We start from the raw sequence: 20,918 nt of genomic DNA, 5'->3' as shown, positions 1-20,918 counted from the left end.
TCCTGAATAATGGTGCGATTACAGAACCAGCACGCCTAAGCATGACATAAGGAGCAGAGATAAGACAACGTGTAGTCCGGCCGCCCGTCGCGACGGGCCGCGGAACCACGGGCGCTGCCAGACGCTAAACAGACCGATGGCAATAAACGCCGCCTGTATTGTCCAGGTCAACATTCGCATCAGGTAGCCTGTTTTACTCAGGTTATCGATGGTTTGTAATGACTCGGCAATATAAATAACAATGAAGGTGAAGAGAACATAATTAATAAGGCGTACTTTGTACCGTGCAAACCCGTTTCCGGAAATAAAGACCGCCACTGACAGCAGGGTCAATATCGCCCACAGCATATTAATCCAGTTCATCGTTCTTCCTTAACGTCGGATAGCGTGGAAAGCAGCAATTTGATTGCCGGCACAATTACCGGCCATGCGGTATCTGAGAGGATCACGACGGCGGTTTTACGCTCGGGGTCAAAGGCCATCACGGCGGCATAGCCCGCGGACTGACCATCGTGCCAGATAATATCCCGTCCCTTGATAGCGGTGGTGAACCATGAATAGCCTACCCGTGAATCGGGATCGTCGGTCGCGAACCGCGGCGCCATGCCCTGGCTTCCGGCCAGTTTTCCTGCCATAAGCGCCTGGGCATATTTCGTCATATCGACAATAGTGGAACGTACGCCGGCCGCAGGCGAGAAGGCGTTTAAGATCCACGGCGCTTCGCGTAAACCTGACGCTGACCAGCCCGGCATAAATGCCGCGTCAGGCGGCGTCGTCTCTTGCGCCACAAGCGAACGGGTCATCCCGGCCGGTGCAAAAACGCGCTGTTCCAGCAACGCCGCGAATGTACGGTGAGAGGCGCGTTCCAGCGCTAGCCCCAGCAGGGCAAACCCGGAATTGGAGTAATCAAATATTTTGACCTTCGGTATCCGCGCCCGGCTAATCATTTCCGCCAGCTCCTGGCGATCGTAGCTCCACGGGTTTTCTCGTCTCACAATGGCGGTAAGCATGGCGATTTTCTGCGTGAGCGATGAGGCGAACGGAGGCAGGCCCGAACGATGCGAGACGAGCTCCTCAAGGCTAATATTCCGCGCCGGACCGACGAGCTCTGGCACCAGATCGCCGACCTGCGTCGTGGCTGTGACTTCGCCGCGCCGGATGGCATCAATCAGCAGGCTGGCGGTCAGGGTTTTGCTGAGGCTGCCAATCTCAAACTGCCTGGCATAATCATTGCCCCAGATACCATAGCGCACGCCGCCTGGCGTGATGAGCGCTGCGGCGACGTGACCGTGCGCGCCTTTGAGCAGCGGCGTTAAAAAGGCAACCAGTGCTTTGTCCCCGGATACCTGGGTGGTCAAGGGTCTGAAGCCGGGTTGCAAATAAATGCCTGCCGCCATCACCGCGACAAAAGCCAGGCCTGAGCACAGGATTTGCCAGTCACTGCGGTATCGATACCCGATCATGCTTTCTCCTTAAAATGAGTACAACCGCAATGAATACAAGGTGTACTGGACCCTGAATAGCGTGGAGCAACTGACGCGCCCGTCCCGGCAAATCCTGACATCTCGGCTGACATCGCCGGCGCGCGCCGCAGCGCCCCGGAGAGTAACCCCCCGCGCAGCATACTTCTGTTCATGACTTGCCTCTCCTGGCAATCTGGTTGGTGAAAGAGCGCGCAGATTATCCTGGTGTTTATCGTTTTACAATAAACTTTTATCGTTTTATATTTAATTAAAAAGCGGGGAGAGCCAGAGCACGAAGCGCGAGTCGCGCGCGAAAAACAGAAGCGGTGGGTTGATCGCGCGGCGTTAATGGCTCTTTGAAAGTGGCAGAATATCTGTCTGGCGGAGGCGTTATCAGGGGATAATGCGCGCGGCTCTCAGCTGAGCGAACAGGCGGAAAAACATATCGTCGGTGGCCTGCATTTCAGTGAAGCCCGCCCGGCGCAGTTTGCTGCCATCGCCAAACATGTCGTAGTTCCAGCCAAAGACGAAATCAGCAAATTTACCGTCGCTGAGCCTTAAGATGTCCGCTTCCACCAGACTCTGCCCGGCCAGTTCGCGCCAGTGCGCGCGGTAATCCACAAACAGCTGGTGAAATGACAGTCTGACCGGCGGGGCGGATGCCAGTTCAAACCAGCTCGCGATGCGCGGCCACAGCTCGCACCAGCGCCAGATGTCGCCGTTATTGACGTTGAACGCTTGGTTTTGCGCCGTTGGCGAGGTCGCGGCCCAGAGCGTGGCATCAGCCAGCAACCCGGCGTCCGTGTGATCGACAATGCTGTGCCAGGTTTTTTCCGAACCGGGGAAACGCAGCGGTAGATCCTGCGCTTTACATAGCGAAGCATAGATCGCGATGCTGAGTGCGAGATTCATGGCGCTGCCGGGCACCGTACTGCCGACCACGCCCGGCCTGATCGCGTTCCAGCGCCACGTTTTTCCGCGCTGGAAATGGCTGAGCCAGGTGAGCTGAGCGGCGTTAAATTCGGCCCCGGGTACGCCGGGATCGCTTTCACGCGCCGGGGTTTTGAACGGACCAAGATGCGCGCCGTACACTTTGTATCCCTGCATCAGGCTTACCGTCCGTAGCGGTGCGGTTTGCTCGATGTTGCTGACCAGGTTGCGCAGCATGGTGACGTTCGGTTCAACCATTTCCGCCCAGTTCCCGGCGTTGGCCCATGCGCTGTAAAAAATGTGGGTGACGCCGTTGAGCGAATGCAGTTTTTGCGCGCTGTGCTGCGCATCCAGTAAATCGACGTGAATGAAGGGAATGTTTTCCGGGTGGGACGATGCATGGCGGCTGAGGCCGATAACCTCCCAGCGATTGCGTAACAGCGTTTTCACCAGTTCTCTGCCAATAATGCCGCTGGCGCCGGCGACCAGGGCGATTTTGGGTTGCGGTATCTTATTCACGTTGCTTCTCCAGGGTGGGTGACAGAGGCAGTGTGGTATATTATTTTTTTCACGCATATCCCGTAAAACTGATGGCACTTATAAGCAGAATCATTAAATGAATAATAAGCTCAACGCCATTGCCACCTTCCTGCGCGTGGTAGAAGCGGGATCCTTTTCAGCGGCAGCCCGCCAGTGCGGGATGAAACAATCCGCCGTCAGTCAGCAGATCGCGGCGCTTGAGGAGGAGCTTGGGGTGGTGTTGCTGCACCGAACCACGCGTGCGATGGCGCTGACCGAGCAGGGAGAAATTTACCGGCGCGATATGCAGCTTTTGCTGGAAGCGATGCATGAAGCGGAAAGACGCTTACAGCCAACCGATCGCCAGTGGCAAGGCCGGGTGCACGTGCAGCTGCCGAGCGGCCTGGGGCAGCTCTTTTTGCCGCATCTGCTGGCGCTGCAGAAAATGCACCCCGAGCTGCAACTGACGCTTTCCCTTGATGACCGCATTGCCGATCTGGTTGCTGAAGGAGTGGATGTCGCGCTGCGGTTGAGCAGTGAACCGCCGCCGGGGAGTGCGGCGCGCGTGCTGGCGCGTATTGAAACCGCGCTCTTTGCCGCCCCCGGTTTTAAAACGGTGCATGCCGTCAGCGAGCTGTCCGCCCACCCGCACGTGCGGTTCAGCGGCATCGCGCAGGACGCGCCGCTGCGGCTGGTCTCGGGTGATAAAACGGTTGATATGAAAGTGAATACCGTCTTCCGTGCCAACACCAGCGAAGCGCTGCTGCAGGCGCTAGAGTCCGGCATCGGTATCGGCGGCATGCAGTTACCCCTTGCGGCCCACGCTTTGCAATCGGGCAGGCTGGTACCGGTATTACCCGCCTGGCGATTACCCGATCGCGTTCTCTATGCGGTCTATCCTGACGCCCGCTTTATCCCACCGCGGGTAAGAAGTATTATCGACGTGATTGAACAATTGCTGCCTGAGATGACGGAGCGTGTCTGACGGTTGGTTTTTCTCCTGCCTCTACCGCGCGTAAAGTGACGAGCGTTGCTGCTGACAAAGGCGTCTTGATTATGAACCGCTATGAAAAAGAGTATCGGCAGTTGCTGGCAAATGGCGCTATCGCCTGGGCTGGCGAAGGTTATTTCCGGGCCAAAGAACAGCAGGAGCGCGTTTTTAGCTGGCTTCATTTACAGCACTATTTCCCCCAACCCGGCGCGCCTGTCCTTGAACTGGGGTGCGGGAATGGCGCGATGGCCGCGCAGTATTTTGCGGAACGAGGCTATTCGGTGTGGGGGATAGATTGGTCCGAAACCGCGATCCGATGGGCACAAAATCGTTTTCAGCAAGCGGGTCTCCCGGCAAATTTTTTTGTCGGAGATGTCTGCCATATTCATCAGTGTCAGGATGCGACGTTTGAGCTCATTGTTGATGGCAGCTGTGTGCATTGCCTGATTGACGATGCCCGCCACCTCTGCTTTGCCGAAGTCAGAAGATTACTGAAACCCGGAGGACGGCTGGTGATCGGCTCCATGTGCGGAACCCCGCGTCATCCCGAGGATATTCTCGCGTACGATCCTATCCGCCATCATTTACTTAAAGAGGGCAAACCCTGGCGTACGTTGCGACCGCTCCAGGCCCTGTTGGACGAGATTCGGGCGGAGCAATTTACGGTTCTTGAGGTGAATATTAATGAGAACGCATGGTGGGATCATGCCACCGTGGTATGTAGAGTCGATTAACCTTCACGCCTCCCGTCCGCTATGGCCTGGAGCGGACGGGGAGCTTATGGGTAAACGTGAACGTTCTGCCGCCGGCGACGGTGCCAGGCCCCTGATTCAGGCGCTCAGCACCGACGGGATCCAAACCGGCGTTAATGCAGTGCCTTCGCTATCGCGCTAAACATCAGCGAGGCTTCCAGCGGTTGGGCGCTGAAGGCGGGCTCAGCCTGCGGCCAGGTCGACCACTGGACGATGACCAGATTTTCCGCCTGATTAACCATTATCATCTGACCAAAAATGCCCAGCGCCCACAGCGAATGTTGAAGGGGTGCCTGCGGCGCAGGTTCAACGTTGGCCGCATTGGCCGGCACTTCATTGTTCCACCACTGGTAGCCGTAAATACCGTGTGGATGCGCCGCGGACACCGAGTCTGCCGCCCGAGTCCAGCGTGATGACTCGGCAACCCAGTTTTCCGGCAAGATCTGCTCGCCGTTCGGCAGCACGCCGTTATGCAGAATGAACTCACCGAAGCGCCCCCAATCCTCTAACGTGGCGTTAAAGCCGTGTGCGCCCACATCGTGCTCACCTTTTGTGTAGGCATGCCACACGCCGTCGCTCGCCATACCGTAGGGTTGCCAGATACTTTTTTCCAGATATGCCGCCAGCGTCATGCCGGTGGCGCGTTCCAGCACATCCCCCAGCAGCCATGCGCCGCCGGAGGAGTAAGACCAGTTCTCGCCGGCCGGATGCGCGCGGCGCAGGCCGGACACCAACTGACGTACGCAGTCATAGGCGCCGGGTCTGGCTTCACACTCGGTAAGCCGGGCGAAGTCCGACTGCGGATTAGTGTAGTCCTCATTCCACGCCACCCCGGAGGTGTGGCTAATCAGCTGCTTCAGGGTCACACCGTCCCAGGCGGTGCCTTTCAGGTCGGGTTCATACTGGGTGATGAGATCGTCGAGCGAGTGAATTTTGCCCTGTTTAATCGCCACGCCCACCAGGGTGGCAACCACGGATTTGCCCACCGAGCGCGATGTCCAGAGAGTGGTGTCGGTATTGCCTTCTGCCAGATATTTCCAGGCCACTTTGCCATTTTTCAGCACCAGCATGCCGCTGACGTTCTGGCGCCGCAGGTAATCCTGCAGATTCCAGGTTTGACCGTTCACCCGATAGCTTGCGTCGGTTAAGCGTTTCGCCGCGGCCTGCAACGGCACGGCATTACCGTGATGAAACACATCGCCAGCGTAATTGCGGTAGTCGTTACGAAAGCCGATTACCCGGTCGGTCTGGCTCCAGGTGAGCATGTTGTGGGGATCCGGAAGCGGCGCATCAAAGGGGGCGGGACAGACGCTGAGTTCGGTGCCGGTACAGGCGGCCTGCGCGGCGGGCGCCAGCAGGACGCTGCAGAGACTGATAACAACGCCAGACAGCAGGCCAGGGTTAAACACTTTGCTTTTCATATTTTTACTCGTTCAGCTCAGGAAGGTGTTCAGCTTAAAAAAACGCGGCCTATAATAAAAAACGCATCATGGGGGAAAATCCCCCACAACAACTGAATGGAGGGCCGTATGCCGAGCCTGATATATTCTTTTGCCCAGCTGGAGGCCTTCACCGCCGTGGTCGAGTGCAAAAGCCTGGCGAAAGCGGCGCGCCAGCTGGGCAAGGACCGGACGACGCTGCGCGATTTAATTGAGTTCCTCGAAGATGGCCTGGGGTATGCGCTGTTCCTGCGCGAAGGGCGAAGCCTGCGCCTGACGCCGGAAGGTGAGCAGCTGCAGCGGCAGGCGCACCTGCTGATGCGCCAGGTGAAAGCGTTTGAAGCGTTTGCCAGGGCGGTGCCGAACAGCGCCACGCAGGACATGACCCTGGTCTACGATCCCTTTACCCCCAGAACGCTGCTGCAGGGGCTGATTAGCGCTATGGCCCAGCGCAACGTTCGTCTGAGTCTGATAAACGCGTCGCGCGACGAGGCGGAAAAGCTGCTGGCGAGCGGGCAGGCCGACCTGGGGATCTGCCAGGCGCGCCATCGTAGCGTGGGAGACGCTATGGAGTGGCGCGCCTTAGGGGCAATCGAGATGGATTTTTACGCCGCCGAAGCGCTTTTTCCCGGCGCTAAACAACCGCTATCCCTGCTGGAACTTTCGCTGGCGCCGCAGGTGATTATGCACCCGGATACTGACGAGCCCGTGGCCCGCCGTCTGCAAATTTCAGGACATACCATCTTCACCAACGACCTGGAGATGCTGCGTGGCCTGCTTGAACAGGGCTGCGGCTGGGGATTCTTGCCGACGCACATGAATGCGGCGCGCTGGAAAAACGTCACAACCTTGCGCACCGAAGTCGGCAATCAGGGGATCGGCCAAACGATGGTCACTATCTGGAAGCCAGGCAACGACAGGCGGGCGCTGGTAGCTGACACGCTGGACTTGTTGCCGGCATTGTGGTGAAAGCCGGGCCTCGCTGCTGGCATTTCGGCGACAGGGCGAGGCGTAAATCGATAAATACGCTACCTTGCAGAGCTATTGAGCAGACGAAAATTTTGCCGCGATCGCTTCAGCCGTGGGCTGTATGCCGCCCAGACTCCACTGTTCCGGCTCATGCTCATCAATGCGAACCCAGACTGAACGGCGGAACTCGGGATCGCCTTTCCCTTCAATTTCGACAATCAGATCGGTCATGCGGCGTAAAAGCTCTTTTTTTTGCTCCGGGTTCATTATTCCTTTAATGGTTTGTACATTGACGAAGGGCATTGTATTCTCCTTGATAAGCTAGGTCTAAAATTCATACTCAGATTAAAGAGCGAAAGCGGACATGTCAAAAAATAATTCAGTTGCCTACCTATTACCGGAGCTTTGCGGGCTTTCTGCGGCAGCGGAAATCCTGGGAGATCGGTGGGTTTTGTTGATTTTAAGAGAGGCTTTCTACGGCGTGACGCGCTTTGAAACGATTCGCTCGCATACAAAAATGCCTAAGCAGACGCTGGCAAACCGGTTAAAGAAAATGACGGAACTGGGTTTACTGAGCAAAACGCCTTATCAGGAAGAAGGCGTGCGCGAACGTTATGAGTATATCCTTACGCCAAAAAGCCGCAGCCTGGCGCCGATCCTGTTTTCCCTGATGGCGTGGGGGCATAAAAATATCCTGCATGATGAACCGCATATTGCGCTGGTGGATAAAGAGAGCGGGGACGTCGTCCACAATGCATTTGTGACGACGAAAGGCACCGTTGTTGAACCTCGGAACATCCAGATAGTGGCTCTGAACCTTAACCAGCCGTAGCGCGGGCGACAAAAACCGCAACCCCGTTTTCTGCTTTCTGACGGCAAACGTTGTCTGCTTGAGCGGGGAGGCGTAATATACGAAACATATATAAATTGTTACGGTACGTATAAATGGGCATTGTAAAAATTTCCGACCTGCTGCACGACGATATTCGTGACGCCAGCAAGGCGATGTCGCGTTCGGTCAACGCGCAGGCGGAGTACTGGATCCGTCTGGGTATGATGAGCGAGCTCTATCCCGAACTTAACCATCAGCAAATTAAGCTGCTGATGCTCAAGTCCGGCTCTGACCGCTTGCTGGAGGTGATCAATGCTATCAATTCCCATTAAGACCGCGGACGAGCTGGCCAGACAGCGCCGCGCAGGTGAGCTGTTGGCCTCGGTTTTCGACATGCTGGATACCTTTATTCAGCCCGGTATCTCCACCATGGCCATCAACAACCGGGTGGAGGATTTTATCGTCAACGATCTGCATTCGCGCCCGGCCAGCAAAGGGCAGTATGATTTCCCCTACGTGCTAAATACGTCGATCAACGAAGTGGTTTGTCACGGTATGCCAAAGGAGAGCGAGCATCTGAAATCCGGCATGATCGTGAATGTGGATATTACGCTGGAAAAAGAGGGGCTGATTGCCGATTCCAGCAAAATGTATCTGATTGGCGAGGTTTCACCGCTGGCCCGTCGGCTGGTGCAGAAAACCTACGAAGCGATGTGGAAAGGGATCAAGGTCGTCAGGCCGGGCGCGACGCTGGGCGATATCGGCCATGCGATCCAGACCTATGTCGAAGGTAACGGCTACAGCGTGGTCAGGGAGTACTGCGGCCACGGCGTCGGCAGAGAGATGCACGAAGATCCCCAGGTGCTGCATTACGGCATACCCGGAACCGGCGCCGTGCTCAAGGAGGGGATGGTGTTTACCATTGAACCAATGGTAAACCAGGGCGATAGCCGGATTAAAACCAAAAAAGATGGCTGGACGGTGGTCACCCGCGATAAAAAACTGTCCGCGCAGTGGGAGCACACCGTCGCCGTCACCGCGGATGGATTCGAGGTCCTGACCCTGCGTAAAGAGGAAGCGATCCCGGAGTAGCCCAAACAACAGGTTTCACGCCCGGGCAGTGAAACCTGTCAGACAGCGACTACGCGGGCATCTCTTTGCGCCCCACATAACGCTCTTTCCATAATGCGCCCGCCACCCCGATATCGAGGAATGGCGAAGGCGGCATAACGTTCGCCTGGCCGAGCGACTGCATCGCGGCGATCAGCGGGTTGTCCTGGCCCATCGCCAGATCGGCAAGCAGCGTCCCGGCGATAGTCTGTTTAGATACGCCGGCGCCGTTACAGCCCCCGGCGGTCCAGATCTGCGGCGCAAAACGCCCCCAGACCGGCGCGCCGTTGCGGGTGACGCTGATGGTCCCGGACCAGGTTCGCTCCAGCGGCACATCCTGCAGCTGCGGATAGGCCGTATGGAACAGCGCCAGATGCTGGCGCGCGGCGCTGGCGGTCTGTCCGGCGGTAATCACTCCCCGCAATGCCGGATCGACATGCTGGCGGACCAGAAAACGATGATCGTGGGTATAGCGTAGCGTGGCGCCGGCGATCGCGTTGACCGGCGTTAATCCCCAGCTTTCCATTGCCGGCAGACGCTGGCGCTGTTCAGGGGTGAGCGGGGCGGTAATGCTGGCGTAGGTCGCCATTGACGCCTGGCGGCTCACGGTGGGCGAGAGTTCGCGGGAGAGCGCGTTGGTCGCCAGCATCGCCTGGTCGGCGCGGATCGTGCCCTGCAGCGTCGTCACCCTGACGCCGCCGTTTTCCTGGCGCATAGCCAGCGCCGGGGTTTGATGGTAAACCGTGACGTTTTCCGGCAGATGACGCGCGAGGCCCGCAATCAGTTTCGCCGGGTTCACCAGAATACAGCCGGGGGTGTAAATACCTTTGCTGTAGAGGCGGGTTCCCAGCTTCTGGTACAGCGCTTCGCCGTCCAGCAGGCTGTAAGGCTCCTGCATCAGCTGCAGGTTATCCACATACTCCTGCATAATGGCTTCGCTGGACGGATCTATCTGGCAGTGGTATTTCCCGACGTTTTCCCATTCGCAGGCAATCTGGTGCTCGGTCACCGTTTCATCGAGCAGGCGGATCCCCTCCTGGAGCAGGGCGCGGTAATCCTGCGCTTTTTTCAGCTCGGCGGTAGAGCTGCCGATATTGTGCGGCAGGCCGATGATAAAGCCGGAATTTCGCGTCGAGGAGCTGGTCGCGGCGCATTCGGCGTCGATGAGCACGATGTTCAGCTGCGGATTGAGGCTGGCCAGCCTGCGGGCAAAGCTTACGCCGGCATAGCCGGAGCCGATAATCACCCAGTCAGCTTTAATGTCGCCGCTCAGCGAGGGCTGTCGATAAAGATCTTCTTCATTAAGCGGCCATCCCACCTGATTTTGATTGAAAGGCACTGATGCAAATTTCACGGTTAATCTCCCTGTGGAAAAAACACCTGCAGGGCAGGTGTGAATGGGGTTGCCGCTCTCCGCGTTTTTGGTCTGGAGTGTGAGTCGGCAAGCGCCAGGGCAGCGTCTGAAAAATCACCACGCTGAATGATAATCACCTGGACAACAATTCAGCAGAATAACAAGGAACAGGCAAAATAACACCTCTTGCTGTAGGGGTATGCGGTTTTCTCTGGCCTGCGATATCACCCTGACGATTCACTACGGCAGCGAGTCGGCTACCTGGTTATTCCTTTCCTCTAACCCTGCAAGATACCGCATAAGATATTGCTGTGGATCATGATCGCATGACCAACATCTCTATAAGGTTATTTCTTCCGCAGAGGGAATTTTGACCAACTGGTAAAATATAGCCTCTCCGCGCTCCTCTCTATAAAGAAATCCTGCCCTTTCATAGGATTTTTCAGCTTTTAAACTTCGCTTCCTACAATATGTATTAGGAATTTTCTTACGGATGAGTCCTAATATTCCACAAGCGCATCGATCTTTTGCAATTGTATGAAATACATGGTTTTTTTAATTGCGTGATGCTGTCGATGAAATTTTTTAAGTTGTGAATATATTTTTTTAAATTATTGGTAATATTTTTACATACATTGTCGCATTAAGCTGCTTTTGCGAGATTTTATCCTGCAAATTATTTTTTAATGAAATTATTAGCTCGTAATTACCCATTTGGTAGATGCATATGTTCAATTGTAAGATTTTTCAAGTTAGTATGATTTCGCTGTCAGGAATACACATAACTCAAGAGGATATAGCGGTATTTTGTCAGCATAAATATGCGTTATTATCTTCTGATGTTATTTCCAGGATGGTTATCCAGTAACTTTTAATATAACGGAATGTATTATGAAAATTAGCAAAATTGCATCTGCTGTTGTTCTCACTATGGGTGTCGCCTCTTTCGCAGCTCAGGCCGATCAGGGAAGCGGCAAGGTGACTTTCTGGGGTTCCATTATTGATGCACCATGCTCAATCAAAAATGGTTACGGCGATCAGCGTATTGAACTGGGTCAGATTTCCAATACTCATTTAGATAACGGCGGTATTTCCACTCCTCGTCCGTTCGACATCGAGCTGGAAAACTGCTCCTTCGAGAAGGATTCAAACGGCGACCCGATGTATAACACCGTTAAAGTGACCTTTGCTGGCGGTAATGTCCCAGGAGATATGACCATGTTGGCTATTTCCGGTCAGGCCGCTGGCGCCGGCGTGCGTATTGAAGATGGTTCTGGTCAACCCGTGACTTTATTGGTACCTACTAGCGGTCGCGGCCTGGGCATTGGCGACAATACCCTAAACTTCAGCGCTTACCTCGAAAAAATCTCTACCGTAACCAACGTCACTCCGGGTGATTTTGAAGCAGTGACCAACTTTACCCTGGCTTATGAATAAGGTGAGTCCTGTTCTCATGTAGCTTTATTCGGGCTGCATTTGCAGCCCGATATTCAGGAGCACAGTCATGGTAAATATATCGCGTTCTCTGATGTTGAGTTTGTTATTAGGCATATCACCGCTGTCTCAGGCATCCGACCAGGGGCGGGGCCTGGTTACAATGAATGGTCAAATTCAGGAGTCGGCCTGTTCTATTCATACCGACGATATCTGGCAGGAGATTCCATTCGGCGTGATCTCGTATAGCGATCTTAATCAGGAAGGCAAAGCGGTCATCAAACCTTTTGCGGTTCGGCTGGTGAATTGCTCACTGGAACGGATTCGCGGCGGTTTATGGCAAAGCGTAAATATTACCTTTAGTGGCGAAACGGAGATATTCCGCCCGGATATTTTTAAAGTCAATGGCGAGGCGCAGGGGCTTGGACTGCGTATCCACAATCAGGCTGGCGATGTGGCGCGTGATGGAATACCGATGCCTGCCGTCATGATCCAAAATGAAAATAATGAATTACGTTATTTATTATCGTTAGTGCGCGGTGGAAAAACGTTGTCAGAAGGCGACTGGTACGGAATTATTCGTTTCATGGTGACCTATCAGTAGCGGGAAATATGAATGATAAAAACAGATGAGCCTCTCATCTAAATTATTTCCGGGATTGACGCTTCCCGCCGGTGAATTCTACCAGGCAATAAACGGATTTTAAAAAATGAAAAAAAGCAGACCACCAGCTTTTTACCTGCGACGTCTGGGTATTTACATTGCTATTGCCATTTTGGGTTCTACATCACCGGTAGTGGCGGTAGAATTTAATATTGATATTCTGGACTCGGAAGACCGGGAAAATATCGACTTATCACGCTTTTCCCGGGCCGGCTATATTATGCCCGGAACCTATACGCTCAGCATGCGTTTAAATGAGCACGGTATTTCTGACCAGGAAATTTCTTTTATTGAAAGAACCCGTGACGATGGGGTGGTTGTAGAAACCTGTCTGACGCCTGCGCAGGTCGAACTTCTCGGTCTGCGGGATGACGCGCTCAACATGATTAAGTGGCTCGACGAGGGGCGTTGCGCTGATTTTTCCGCTCTTGAAGGCGTCGTCCTGCGCGGCGATCTGTCAGAATCTTCCCTGCAAATTGCGGTCCCCCAGGCCTGGCTGGAATATCAGGATGCTTCGTGGCTGCCTGTTTCCCGCTGGGAAGAGGGCATCCCCGGGATGTTGGTTGACTATAACCTGAATACCAACGTCACCTGGCCTCGTCAGGGTAATCAGAGCCAGAGTGCCAGTATCAGCGGTACAACAGGCGTTAACCTGGGTGCCTGGCGCCTGAGGGGGGATTATCAGGGGAGCTATTACAATACGACCGGACGCGCGGATAAAAATTCACGTAATTTTGACTGGAGTCGTTTCTACGCCTATCGCGCGTTACCTGGAATGATGTCGAAACTCACCGTTGGTGAGGATTATCTCTCTTCCGATCTCTTTGACTCCTGGCGCTATACCGGTTTGTCGCTGGCGAGCGATGAAAGCCAGCTGCCGCCTAAACTTCGAGGCTACGCGCCTGAAGTCTCCGGCATTGCCCGTACCAACGCCAAAGTGACGGTCAGCCAACAGGGTCGAGTCATCTATGAAACGACGGTTGCCGCTGGCCCGTTTCGTATTCAGGAACTCAACAGCGCCCTGACCGGACGTCTGGATGTTCGCGTTGAAGAGCAGGATGGCTCCGTGCAGACATTCTCGGTTGAAACGGCTCAGGTTCCTTATCTAACGCGCCCCGGCCAGCTGCGTTATAAAATGACCACCGGTCGTCCGCGCGATTATAACCACAGCACTCAGGGACCATACTTCGCCACAGGTGAGCTCTCGTGGGGGCTTACCAACGCGTGGTCACTGTACGGAGGTGGCATTTTTTCCCAGGACTACAACAGCCTGGCGGTGGGGGCGGGTCGTGATATGAACGCCTTCGGGACACTTTCTGCTGACGTGACTCATGCCAGCGCGCGTTTCCCGGATGATAAAAACAGGCAAGGGCGATCCTGGCGCCTGAGCTACTCCAAACGTTTTGATGAAATCAACAGTGAAGTGACGTTTGCCGGCTACCGTTTTTCTGAGCGCAACTATCTCACCATGGGTGAATATCTGGATATGCGCTATCGGGAAGGCTACGTCGGGAATAGCAAAGAGCTTTATACCCTCCAGGCGACCAAAAATTTCGCAGACCTGCGCCTGTCGACGCACATCAACTGGTCGCATCAGACTTACTGGAACCGCCCGGCAACCGATCGCTACAGCGTGTCGCTGAATAAATATTTTGACCTCGGCGACTGGCGGCATCTGTCGTTGTCCCTCAACGCCGCCCGCAGTGAATTTAACGGGCGTAAGGACGACAGCGCCTATATCTCACTGACGATGCCGTTTGGATCGGGAACCGTTGGCTATAACGGCAGCATGAGCCGCGACCGCTATACACAAAATGCCAGCTGGAGCCAAAGGCTGGATAACAACGACTATTACAGCATCAACGCCGGCAACAGCGTCGGCGGTGGGGAAGGAACTCGCAGCCAGATGAGCGGGTACTACTCGCACCTGGGCAATATGGCGGATGTCACCACCAACTTTAACTGGGCGCAAAGCCAGTACTCCTCGTTTGGTATTTCCGCCAGCGGCGGTATGACCGCGACCGCTGAAGGCGTGGCGCTGCACCCTGGTGGGGTACAGGGTGGGACTCGTCTGATGGTCAGTACTGATGGGGTAAGCGGTGTTCCGGTGGGCTTTCAGGGCCATACCAATGCTTTTGGCATCGCGGTAATCCCTGGGGTGCCAAATTACTATCGAACCCGCGCTGAGATTGACGTTAATCGTCTGCCAGACGATGTCGAGTCTGGCGGAACGCCGGTTGTTGAACTCGCCCTGACTGAAGGGGCCATCGGGTTCCGTCGTTTTGATGTGCTGAAAGGCTCTAAGGTCGTGGCCATCCTCAGCCAGGAAGATGGGCGCCATCCGCCATTCGGCGCCACGGTACATAACGCAAAAGATCGCGAACTGGGGATGGTCAGCGACAGCGGACTGGCCTGGTTGACCGGCGTAAATCCGGATGAACGCTTAACCGTGCACTGGAGTGGTTCCGCTCAGTGTGAAGTCGTACTGCCACGGGTTATCCCTGCACAGCAGCTATTGCTGCCGTGCAAGCCGGTCACTCGCGGCTGAGAAAGTGAATGGTGATGTAATGAAAAGCAAAAAGATAGCGATGACGATAGTGCTGGCAAGCCTGGCGGCAGGTCTGGTTAACGAAGCCGGGGCAGCGATTGCGCTGGACAGAACGCGGGCGATTTTCCCCGGTTCGGAAAAGAGCATTTCCCTGAGTATTACTAACGACAGTACGTCAATGCCGTACCTGGCGCAGGGATGGATTGAGGATGAACACGGGAAGAAAATCAGCGGTCCTCTGGTGGTTGTTCCGCCGCTGCAGCGTCTTGAGGCGAAAGGGAAGAGCATGATGCGTATCAACGCCATGCCGGATGCCGCGATGTTACCTCAGGACAGAGAGAGCATTTTTTATTTCAACGTGCGCGAGGTGCCGCCAAAAAGCGAGCGACCCAACGTGATGCAGCTGGCGTTACACACCAAAATAAAATTGTTCTATCGCCCCAAAGCCATTCTGCCGGAGAAGTATAGCCGCTGGGATAACCAACTGGTGCTGCATAAAGTGAACGGCGGTTATCGGGTAGAAAACCCGACGCCCTATTACTTGACGGTGATCGGGATTACCGCTGCGCCGAAAGTGGCGGTGGCCAGCGGATTTCAAACGGTGATGGTACCGCCGAAGTCCACCTCGATGGTCAATAGCGCGCACTATACCGTGCCGCATGTCACCACGATTAACGACTTCGGCGGTAAGCCAACCCTGCGGTTTAGCTGCAGCGGTAACATCTGCCAGGCTGCGGATACCCCGGCAAGCTGATGGACGCCGAAGCTGAACACAGGAGAAGCCTGATGAAACAAGGATTTGGTCATACCGCCCTCATGTTGTGGCTTTTGATGGCTGGAGTCGTTTCCGCGGCGAGCGCCGCTAACTGGGATACCGATGGCCTGAATGGCGGCATTCGCGCAAGCGGAACGCTTGTTGCGTCACCGTGCGCGCTGCTGCCTGAGTCGGCAGAACAAGAGATCGATTTGGGCAGCACCGTTGCCTGGGGACTGGAACGGCCGGGTAGCGTTACGCCATCAGTACTGGTGTACATCAAATTAGATCGTTGCCCGGGAGAATACTCGTTTATGCGCGATCGCCAAATGATGCGCGGCGCCACGATGTTAAACGGACAGTCTGCGGTAAGACTGACTATCTATGGGGAAGCAGAACCGATGGATGACCGCTTTTTCCGGGTGCATGGTGGCGTAGAAGGGGTCGCGTTGCGCCTTAGCGACCGACAGGGAGAACTCTTACGACCCGCGATCCAGAGTCGACCGCAGATTCTCTATCCGGGACGCAACGATTTGGTGGTGCAGGCTCAGCTATGGCGTCTTCCCGCGCCGCTGATGGCTAATGAATGGCGCAGCGTGGTGAATATCGGCCTGGAGTACGAATAATGAAAAAAAATATCGTGCGCGTACTCAGCCTGGCAAGCTTTCCTCTGCTGCTTTTGCTGGCTGGTGTGTCGGTCACTCATGCCGATACTGACGTTCATTTCTCCGGGAATCTGATTGCCGACCCTTGTGAATTACACGTGGATTCGGAAGATCAGATTGTCGATTTTCGTAACGTGCCTTCTAAGACATTTATGAAATATCCCCGCAGCGAACGCGAGCGTTTTTCAATCTGGTTGACGGAGTGCGATCTCTCGCTGGGCGACACGGTGACCGTAACCTTTATGGGAACTGAGGATAGCGCTCAGCCAGGGCTATTCGCCGTCAGCGGAACGGCGAGTGGTATTGCCATTGCGCTGGAAGATGAGAACGGTACGCCGGTAAAACCCAATGTCCCTATGCGGCCGGCAGCATTGAAGGCGGGAGATACTTTTTTAAATTTTCAGGCCTTTATTTCCGCACCAGTACATCATCTGGTCAGAGAGGGAGATTTTGAATGCGTCACCACTTTTCTTCTGGAATATGATTAAAACCCGGGCTGATTAGTTATTACTGCTTTACGCAAAATGTCAGTTGGTTAACTTTTCTGGGCTGCTATTTATTCATGGGTCAAATAACCATTTGAATGTTCTTTATAAGAATCTGCTTGCTTCCTGTTGCTTTATTTTCAGGAAAGAAGACATTAATAAGTCATATACTGGAGTGCATTAAATAATGTTTAAATCAGGATGTATAGCAGCGATCATCGCAGGTACATTTTTAACGGGTTGCGTCGCAAAAAACATTCCGTCACAGGTTACCTCTTCCATGGAATCCGTGGATCCCCCCACGACTTCAGACGGGGAGTTGGATATGGTGCAGTGCGAAAAAGAACTCAGGGCGCTGGAGTCGATTAACCCTATTAAACATGTCGAGCTCAAGTCTCGCTTTGAGCGAGTGATGCTCGGCGCTTCCGGCTATACCAACGTACGAAGTTCCGTTAATCCTGAAACGCGTAATGCCATTGACGCTTTGTATAAGTTTCAGGCGGTAAAATTATGCTCGGAGGTCCGCGCCGAAATGCTCAATAGCCTCGCCGTGAAGCCAACGGGTGAGAATATTTAATGGATCGTAGAGCAGGGAACGTTTTGGTCCTGATGATGGGTATCGTTTTGATTTCATCTTCACGGGCGGATGTGTTGAACTATGCTCGTGAATGGACGTCACGCAATGATGAAAATAAAGCCATTACATCCCCGTCTCAGCCACAAGCGGAGGAAGACAAATCTTCTGCGCCGCGTCAAAAATCTGCTGTACAGCGATCGCTGCCCGGTGAGAAATCTAAAGCTCCGCCTCCGGCGGCAACAAGAAAAAAAAGAGTACCACCGGCTGTTGCCGCCGATAAGCGAATGACATCACCTGCGATTACGCCTTCTAAACCGACGGATAAGCAGGCGCCAACGGTAGCGGAAGACCGGGACAAGTTAGTGGCTGGGGCCAGTAAGAATCCCTCTTTACCCGATCCCCAGATTTTGGGGCGCTGGTTTAAGGCGTTAAGGCAACATGCGTCACTGAGTCCCGCAGAGATTGATTTACGCGAAAATTTCCAGCTATCGCGCAATGAGGTAGAGAGATTGAAGGCTCAACTCGCTTTGCGACACCGTGAAGTACAGCAGCAGTTCGTTACCCTCCAGGCGGCTTCTGAACAGCTCGCCGCGGCAATGGAGAACAATGGCAAGCAACAACAGGAGCTCCAGGCGCTCACCGTGCGTGCCAATCAGCTGGAAGAGAAAAATGCGCAGTGGCAAGTAGTAACCAGAAAATTGCAATCGAGCCTTAAGCAAGCACAGCATCCCGCACTGCCGGCAACCGACGATGAACTGGCCGATTTTGCCGCCGGGATGGCGATGGGGTTTGACATTTTGGGCGTACTCGAACAGCGGAATGAACAAGATGTTCATGTTGATAAGGCGGCCTTTCTGGCCGGCATTAGCGAAACGATACGCGGCGAACGCCGGTTATCTCAGGAGGAATTTGAGCGCCATCTTAACCGCGCCAATCAGCGAGTCGAGGTTGCGATGCACAAGATCAAGCAGCAAAAGGAAGCGCGGGATAACGCATGGCTGGAGAAATTTCGCCGGGAGGAGGGCATACAAACTGCGGGTGAGCAGGCCTGGTATAAAGTCATCCATGCGGGTGAGCCGCTGTTCGAGGATGAGCACTCTGAAGCGGCGCTAACCATTTCGGTCAATCGCCGTCTGTCAGATGGTACCGTGATTGCGGACACCGATCTGACGGGTCTGGTATTACAGGAAAAGTTGTCCGATCTTCCTGAATGGCTTCAGATTGTGGTGAAGGATATTCGTCTTCATGGTGAAGCAGAGTTAGCCGTTAAGGTTGATGAGTATGGCGATCCTCGAAAATACGGGAATTATATTGAACATTGGCGCATCCGGGTAATTGAATTGCATGCAATGTAAATAATTTAAGTAAAAATTTACGTTACTTTTAAAATATAGCTCGCATGGCCGAGAGAGTGAGTGGGGCATCAATTGTATAATTATTTTAGTGTTTATTTATGTAGAGATATTAATTGTTCGGGAAAGAGGAGAAAATATGATGGATGACACCAGAGGTACCTATTTGCCGGTTTATGTGGCAACTGAGAATAATTATTTTTCTCAGGGGGTGGTCTTTCTCCTTGAGGAGTTATTTGAGGATGAGTTTAGCGGCAATATTACCGTATCCTTAGTCAAAAAATTGCAGGAAGCCGATCTCATTGTGCAAGTGCAATCTCCTGGGGAAAAAGCCTTTGACTGGGTCGATTGTCAACGATTTCGCGCCCACAATGACTATAAATTTAAGCTCCTCAAGAAAAAGTGGTTAAGCGTTTATCCACGTAGTGAACACTATGATAAAAACTTTCATTGCCCGGTTGTTAGTTCAGTTCTCGCGATGAGGAACTCAGTGGCGACCATCCGGCGCAAACTGTTCATGCTGTTTTTCGCCGATCTCATGTGCGGGCCTCCTGACTTACGTAAACCAAATTGTAATAAATGTCCTGGTCCCTACCAGTTGACATGGCGTGAACAGCTAATGCTAGGCTATTTGAGCCAGGGCTTAGGCCACGATGAAATTTCTCGCAAAATGGGCTGTAGTATTAAGGCGCTCAGTGGCTATCGACGCTCGATTATGCGGAAAGTCAATATCACCAGATACAGTGATTTCGTTTCGTGGCTGGGTACCAAATCGGTTTCTGATAAATATGCTGAGGTTGTTAATAATCACGAACGTGATGCGGATGAAGATCAGCTAATATGGAAAACCACGTTGTCCGGTGATATGGAGAGACAGCTCGATGATAAAGAGCGAGCTTTACAAAGTATAAAACGCTTGACCAAAAAACGGTTACGAAAAAGCGAACTGGATGATGAGGTATGGCTGACAACGCGAGAAATAGCCAATGAGATGGATATCAGTATCTACAGCATGCGTTATTTATTATGCCAGATGGAATCAAACGGTAAAGTGATCAGTATCAAAACCGGAAAAGGGAGAAGTCATACTCTCCGCTGGAAGCTGGCAAGTTAATTCTTGTCCAGGACAACTGTCTCGGCTAATAAGCAGGGACGAAAATGAATATTAATAATGGGTGGGGTGCAAATTTAGGAATGTTCATCATGCCATTTCTGAAAATGGATCTCCCCCTTAAAAACGCATATGTACAGATAGACATAAAATGTAAATTATCTGCTAGATGAAATAACTCTGGTCCTGTAAGTGATACGACAGGTGAAAGTATGAAACTTAAATTAACGTCTTTTCTGGGTATTCTACTGTTTACCGGAAGCCAGCATTCAGCTCAGGCTGCATTATCTGTGGAACGCTCCCGGGTTATTTTCAATGAAGGGGAGAAATCTGTCGGATTGAGCGTGAAAAATAATAATACGCAGGATCCCTATCTCGCCCAGGGGTGGATGGAAAACGAGAAAGAAGAAAAAATAAACGGCCCTCTGATGATTTTACCGCCCGTACAGCGTATTGAGCCCGACGGTAGAACGATGATCAGGGTACAGCAGGTTGCGGATGCCTCTTCACTGCCCAACGACAGAGAAAGCGTATTCTGGCTTAACTTACGCGAGATCCCGCCAAAATCCGACAAGCCTAACGTTCTGATGCTGGCTATGCAGACGCGAATGAAAGTGTTCTGGCGACCAAAGGGGATTAAGGTGGATCCCCTGCTTGATGCGGTGCCCGGCGTAGAAACGCTGACCCTCGCTCGTAAGGGGGACCGCTATGAGGTTAATAATCCGACACCGTACCATTTTTCATTTGTTGAAGCGCGTGACAGCCTGAACGGAAAAGCACTGGACGATTTCGAGCCCGTGATGGTTTCTCCAAAAGATAAAGCGGCGCTGACGCTACCCACCTTGCGGTTGGGAAATAATCCGACGCTGATGTTTATTAATGATTATGGCAGCGCGCGATTATTACCGTTTACCTGCACCGGGACGCTATGCCGTGCGGGAAAAGTGGCACTACCAAAGGAAGGCTGAT

22 protein-coding genes are annotated in these 20,918 nt (G+C 53.5%); 16 read left to right on the top strand and 6 right to left on the bottom strand.

What is annotated here, in order from left to right:
* Positions 1 to 18: 18 nt before the first annotated feature.
* The 3 genes from ABLU88_RS09615 to ABLU88_RS09605 all read right to left on the bottom strand — a co-directional run bounded on the left by ABLU88_RS09615 (position 19) and on the right by ABLU88_RS09605 (position 2,912).
* Positions 19 to 363: a hypothetical protein gene (locus ABLU88_RS09615; protein WP_025106293.1), complete on the bottom strand. Its 345-nt coding sequence runs from the start codon at positions 361 to 363 to the stop codon at positions 19 to 21.
* Positions 360 to 1,463, bottom strand: coding sequence for a serine hydrolase domain-containing protein (locus ABLU88_RS09610; RefSeq protein WP_064378193.1), 1,104 nt, complete (start codon positions 1,461 to 1,463; stop codon positions 360 to 362). The genes ABLU88_RS09615 and ABLU88_RS09610 overlap by 4 nt, the downstream gene beginning before the upstream one ends.
* Positions 1,464 to 1,856: 393 nt before the next feature.
* Positions 1,857 to 2,912, bottom strand: coding sequence for an SDR family oxidoreductase (locus ABLU88_RS09605; protein ID WP_064378194.1), 1,056 nt, complete (start codon positions 2,910 to 2,912; stop codon positions 1,857 to 1,859).
* Positions 2,913 to 3,009: 97 nt separating this feature from the next.
* On the opposite strand from ABLU88_RS09605, the gene ABLU88_RS09600 reads away from it, so the two are divergent.
* Both ABLU88_RS09600 and ABLU88_RS09595 read left to right on the top strand, forming a co-directional pair.
* The gene (locus ABLU88_RS09600) at positions 3,010 to 3,897 is read left to right on the top strand and encodes a LysR family transcriptional regulator (protein ID WP_064404999.1); all 888 of its coding nucleotides are present in this window, start codon (positions 3,010 to 3,012) and stop codon (positions 3,895 to 3,897) included.
* A gap of 71 nt (positions 3,898 to 3,968) precedes the next feature.
* Entirely contained in the window at positions 3,969 to 4,637 is a 669-nt protein-coding gene (locus ABLU88_RS09595; protein ID WP_014229414.1) for a class I SAM-dependent methyltransferase, read from the top strand.
* 131 nt (positions 4,638 to 4,768) lie between these two features.
* On the opposite strand, the gene ABLU88_RS09590 is transcribed toward ABLU88_RS09595, so the two are convergent.
* Complete coding sequence (locus ABLU88_RS09590; protein WP_064378196.1) at positions 4,769 to 6,076, bottom strand: serine hydrolase; 1,308 nt, start codon at positions 6,074 to 6,076, stop codon at positions 4,769 to 4,771.
* Positions 6,077 to 6,184: 108 nt separating this feature from the next.
* Here ABLU88_RS09590 and ABLU88_RS09585 point away from each other — a divergent pair, with 108 nt between their 5' ends.
* The gene (locus ABLU88_RS09585) at positions 6,185 to 7,063 is read left to right on the top strand and encodes a LysR family transcriptional regulator (protein ID WP_025106299.1); all 879 of its coding nucleotides are present in this window, start codon (positions 6,185 to 6,187) and stop codon (positions 7,061 to 7,063) included.
* 72 nt (positions 7,064 to 7,135) lie between these two features.
* Here ABLU88_RS09585 and ABLU88_RS09580 read toward each other — a convergent pair whose 3' ends face one another.
* A complete protein-coding gene (locus tag ABLU88_RS09580; protein WP_014229413.1) occupies positions 7,136 to 7,366 on the bottom strand; it encodes a tautomerase family protein in 231 nt (76 codons plus the stop codon).
* A gap of 61 nt (positions 7,367 to 7,427) precedes the next feature.
* On the opposite strand from ABLU88_RS09580, the gene ABLU88_RS09575 reads away from it, so the two are divergent.
* From ABLU88_RS09575 to map, 3 genes are all read left to right on the top strand, one after another.
* Complete coding sequence (locus ABLU88_RS09575) at positions 7,428 to 7,895, top strand: helix-turn-helix domain-containing protein (protein WP_014229412.1); 468 nt, start codon at positions 7,428 to 7,430, stop codon at positions 7,893 to 7,895.
* A 113-nt stretch (positions 7,896 to 8,008) separates the two neighbouring features.
* The gene (locus ABLU88_RS09570) at positions 8,009 to 8,227 is read left to right on the top strand and encodes a ParD-like family protein (protein ID WP_014838522.1); all 219 of its coding nucleotides are present in this window, start codon (positions 8,009 to 8,011) and stop codon (positions 8,225 to 8,227) included.
* Positions 8,208 to 8,987: a type I methionyl aminopeptidase gene (gene map / locus ABLU88_RS09565; protein ID WP_038424529.1), complete on the top strand. Its 780-nt coding sequence runs from the start codon at positions 8,208 to 8,210 to the stop codon at positions 8,985 to 8,987. The genes ABLU88_RS09570 and map overlap by 20 nt, the downstream gene beginning before the upstream one ends.
* Before the next feature lie 49 nt (positions 8,988 to 9,036).
* On the opposite strand, the gene ABLU88_RS09560 is transcribed toward map, so the two are convergent.
* Positions 9,037 to 10,359: an FAD-binding oxidoreductase gene (locus ABLU88_RS09560; protein WP_348836400.1), complete on the bottom strand. Its 1,323-nt coding sequence runs from the start codon at positions 10,357 to 10,359 to the stop codon at positions 9,037 to 9,039.
* Between the two features lie 891 nt (positions 10,360 to 11,250).
* On the opposite strand from ABLU88_RS09560, the gene ABLU88_RS09555 reads away from it, so the two are divergent.
* From ABLU88_RS09555 to ABLU88_RS09510, 10 genes are all read left to right on the top strand, one after another.
* Positions 11,251 to 11,796 carry a fimbrial protein gene (locus ABLU88_RS09555; protein WP_025106302.1) on the top strand — a complete coding sequence of 182 codons (546 nt, stop codon included), beginning with the start codon at positions 11,251 to 11,253 and terminating at the stop codon, positions 11,794 to 11,796.
* A 67-nt stretch (positions 11,797 to 11,863) separates the two neighbouring features.
* Positions 11,864 to 12,397, top strand: a complete 534-nt coding sequence (locus ABLU88_RS09550; RefSeq protein ID WP_025106303.1) for a fimbrial protein — start codon at positions 11,864 to 11,866, stop codon at positions 12,395 to 12,397.
* A 106-nt stretch (positions 12,398 to 12,503) separates the two neighbouring features.
* Positions 12,504 to 15,005, top strand: a complete 2,502-nt coding sequence (locus ABLU88_RS09545; RefSeq protein ID WP_048262851.1) for a fimbria/pilus outer membrane usher protein — start codon at positions 12,504 to 12,506, stop codon at positions 15,003 to 15,005.
* Between the two features lie 19 nt (positions 15,006 to 15,024).
* Positions 15,025 to 15,759 (top strand): fimbria/pilus periplasmic chaperone, encoded by a 735-nt coding sequence (locus tag ABLU88_RS09540; protein ID WP_148851933.1) that lies wholly within the window; start codon positions 15,025 to 15,027, stop codon positions 15,757 to 15,759.
* 77 nt (positions 15,760 to 15,836) lie between these two features.
* Complete coding sequence (locus tag ABLU88_RS09535; protein WP_224328029.1) at positions 15,837 to 16,385, top strand: type 1 fimbrial protein; 549 nt, start codon at positions 15,837 to 15,839, stop codon at positions 16,383 to 16,385.
* The gene (locus ABLU88_RS09530) at positions 16,385 to 16,912 is read left to right on the top strand and encodes a fimbrial protein (protein WP_025106307.1); all 528 of its coding nucleotides are present in this window, start codon (positions 16,385 to 16,387) and stop codon (positions 16,910 to 16,912) included. Before ABLU88_RS09535 ends, ABLU88_RS09530 begins: the two co-directional genes overlap by 1 nt.
* Before the next feature lie 184 nt (positions 16,913 to 17,096).
* Entirely contained in the window at positions 17,097 to 17,486 is a 390-nt protein-coding gene (locus ABLU88_RS09525; RefSeq protein WP_025106308.1) for a hypothetical protein, read from the top strand.
* A gap of 32 nt (positions 17,487 to 17,518) precedes the next feature.
* The gene (locus ABLU88_RS09520; RefSeq protein ID WP_224226061.1) at positions 17,519 to 18,841 is read left to right on the top strand and encodes an FKBP-type peptidyl-prolyl cis-trans isomerase N-terminal domain-containing protein; all 1,323 of its coding nucleotides are present in this window, start codon (positions 17,519 to 17,521) and stop codon (positions 18,839 to 18,841) included.
* Between the two features lie 136 nt (positions 18,842 to 18,977).
* Positions 18,978 to 19,952, top strand: coding sequence for a LuxR C-terminal-related transcriptional regulator (locus ABLU88_RS09515; RefSeq protein ID WP_025106310.1), 975 nt, complete (start codon positions 18,978 to 18,980; stop codon positions 19,950 to 19,952).
* Between the two features lie 209 nt (positions 19,953 to 20,161).
* On the top strand, positions 20,162 to 20,917 hold the full coding sequence (locus ABLU88_RS09510; RefSeq protein ID WP_046877952.1) for a fimbria/pilus periplasmic chaperone: 756 nt from the start codon (positions 20,162 to 20,164) through the stop codon (positions 20,915 to 20,917).
* The last annotated feature ends 1 nt before the right edge of the window (position 20,918 follow it).

Origin of the sequence: Klebsiella sp. GW_Kp182, from assembly GCF_040062275.1 — a bacterium.
Lineage (GTDB): Bacteria > Pseudomonadota > Gammaproteobacteria > Enterobacterales > Enterobacteriaceae > Klebsiella > Klebsiella michiganensis.
This window is presented reverse-complemented; position numbering and strand designations above follow the sequence as displayed.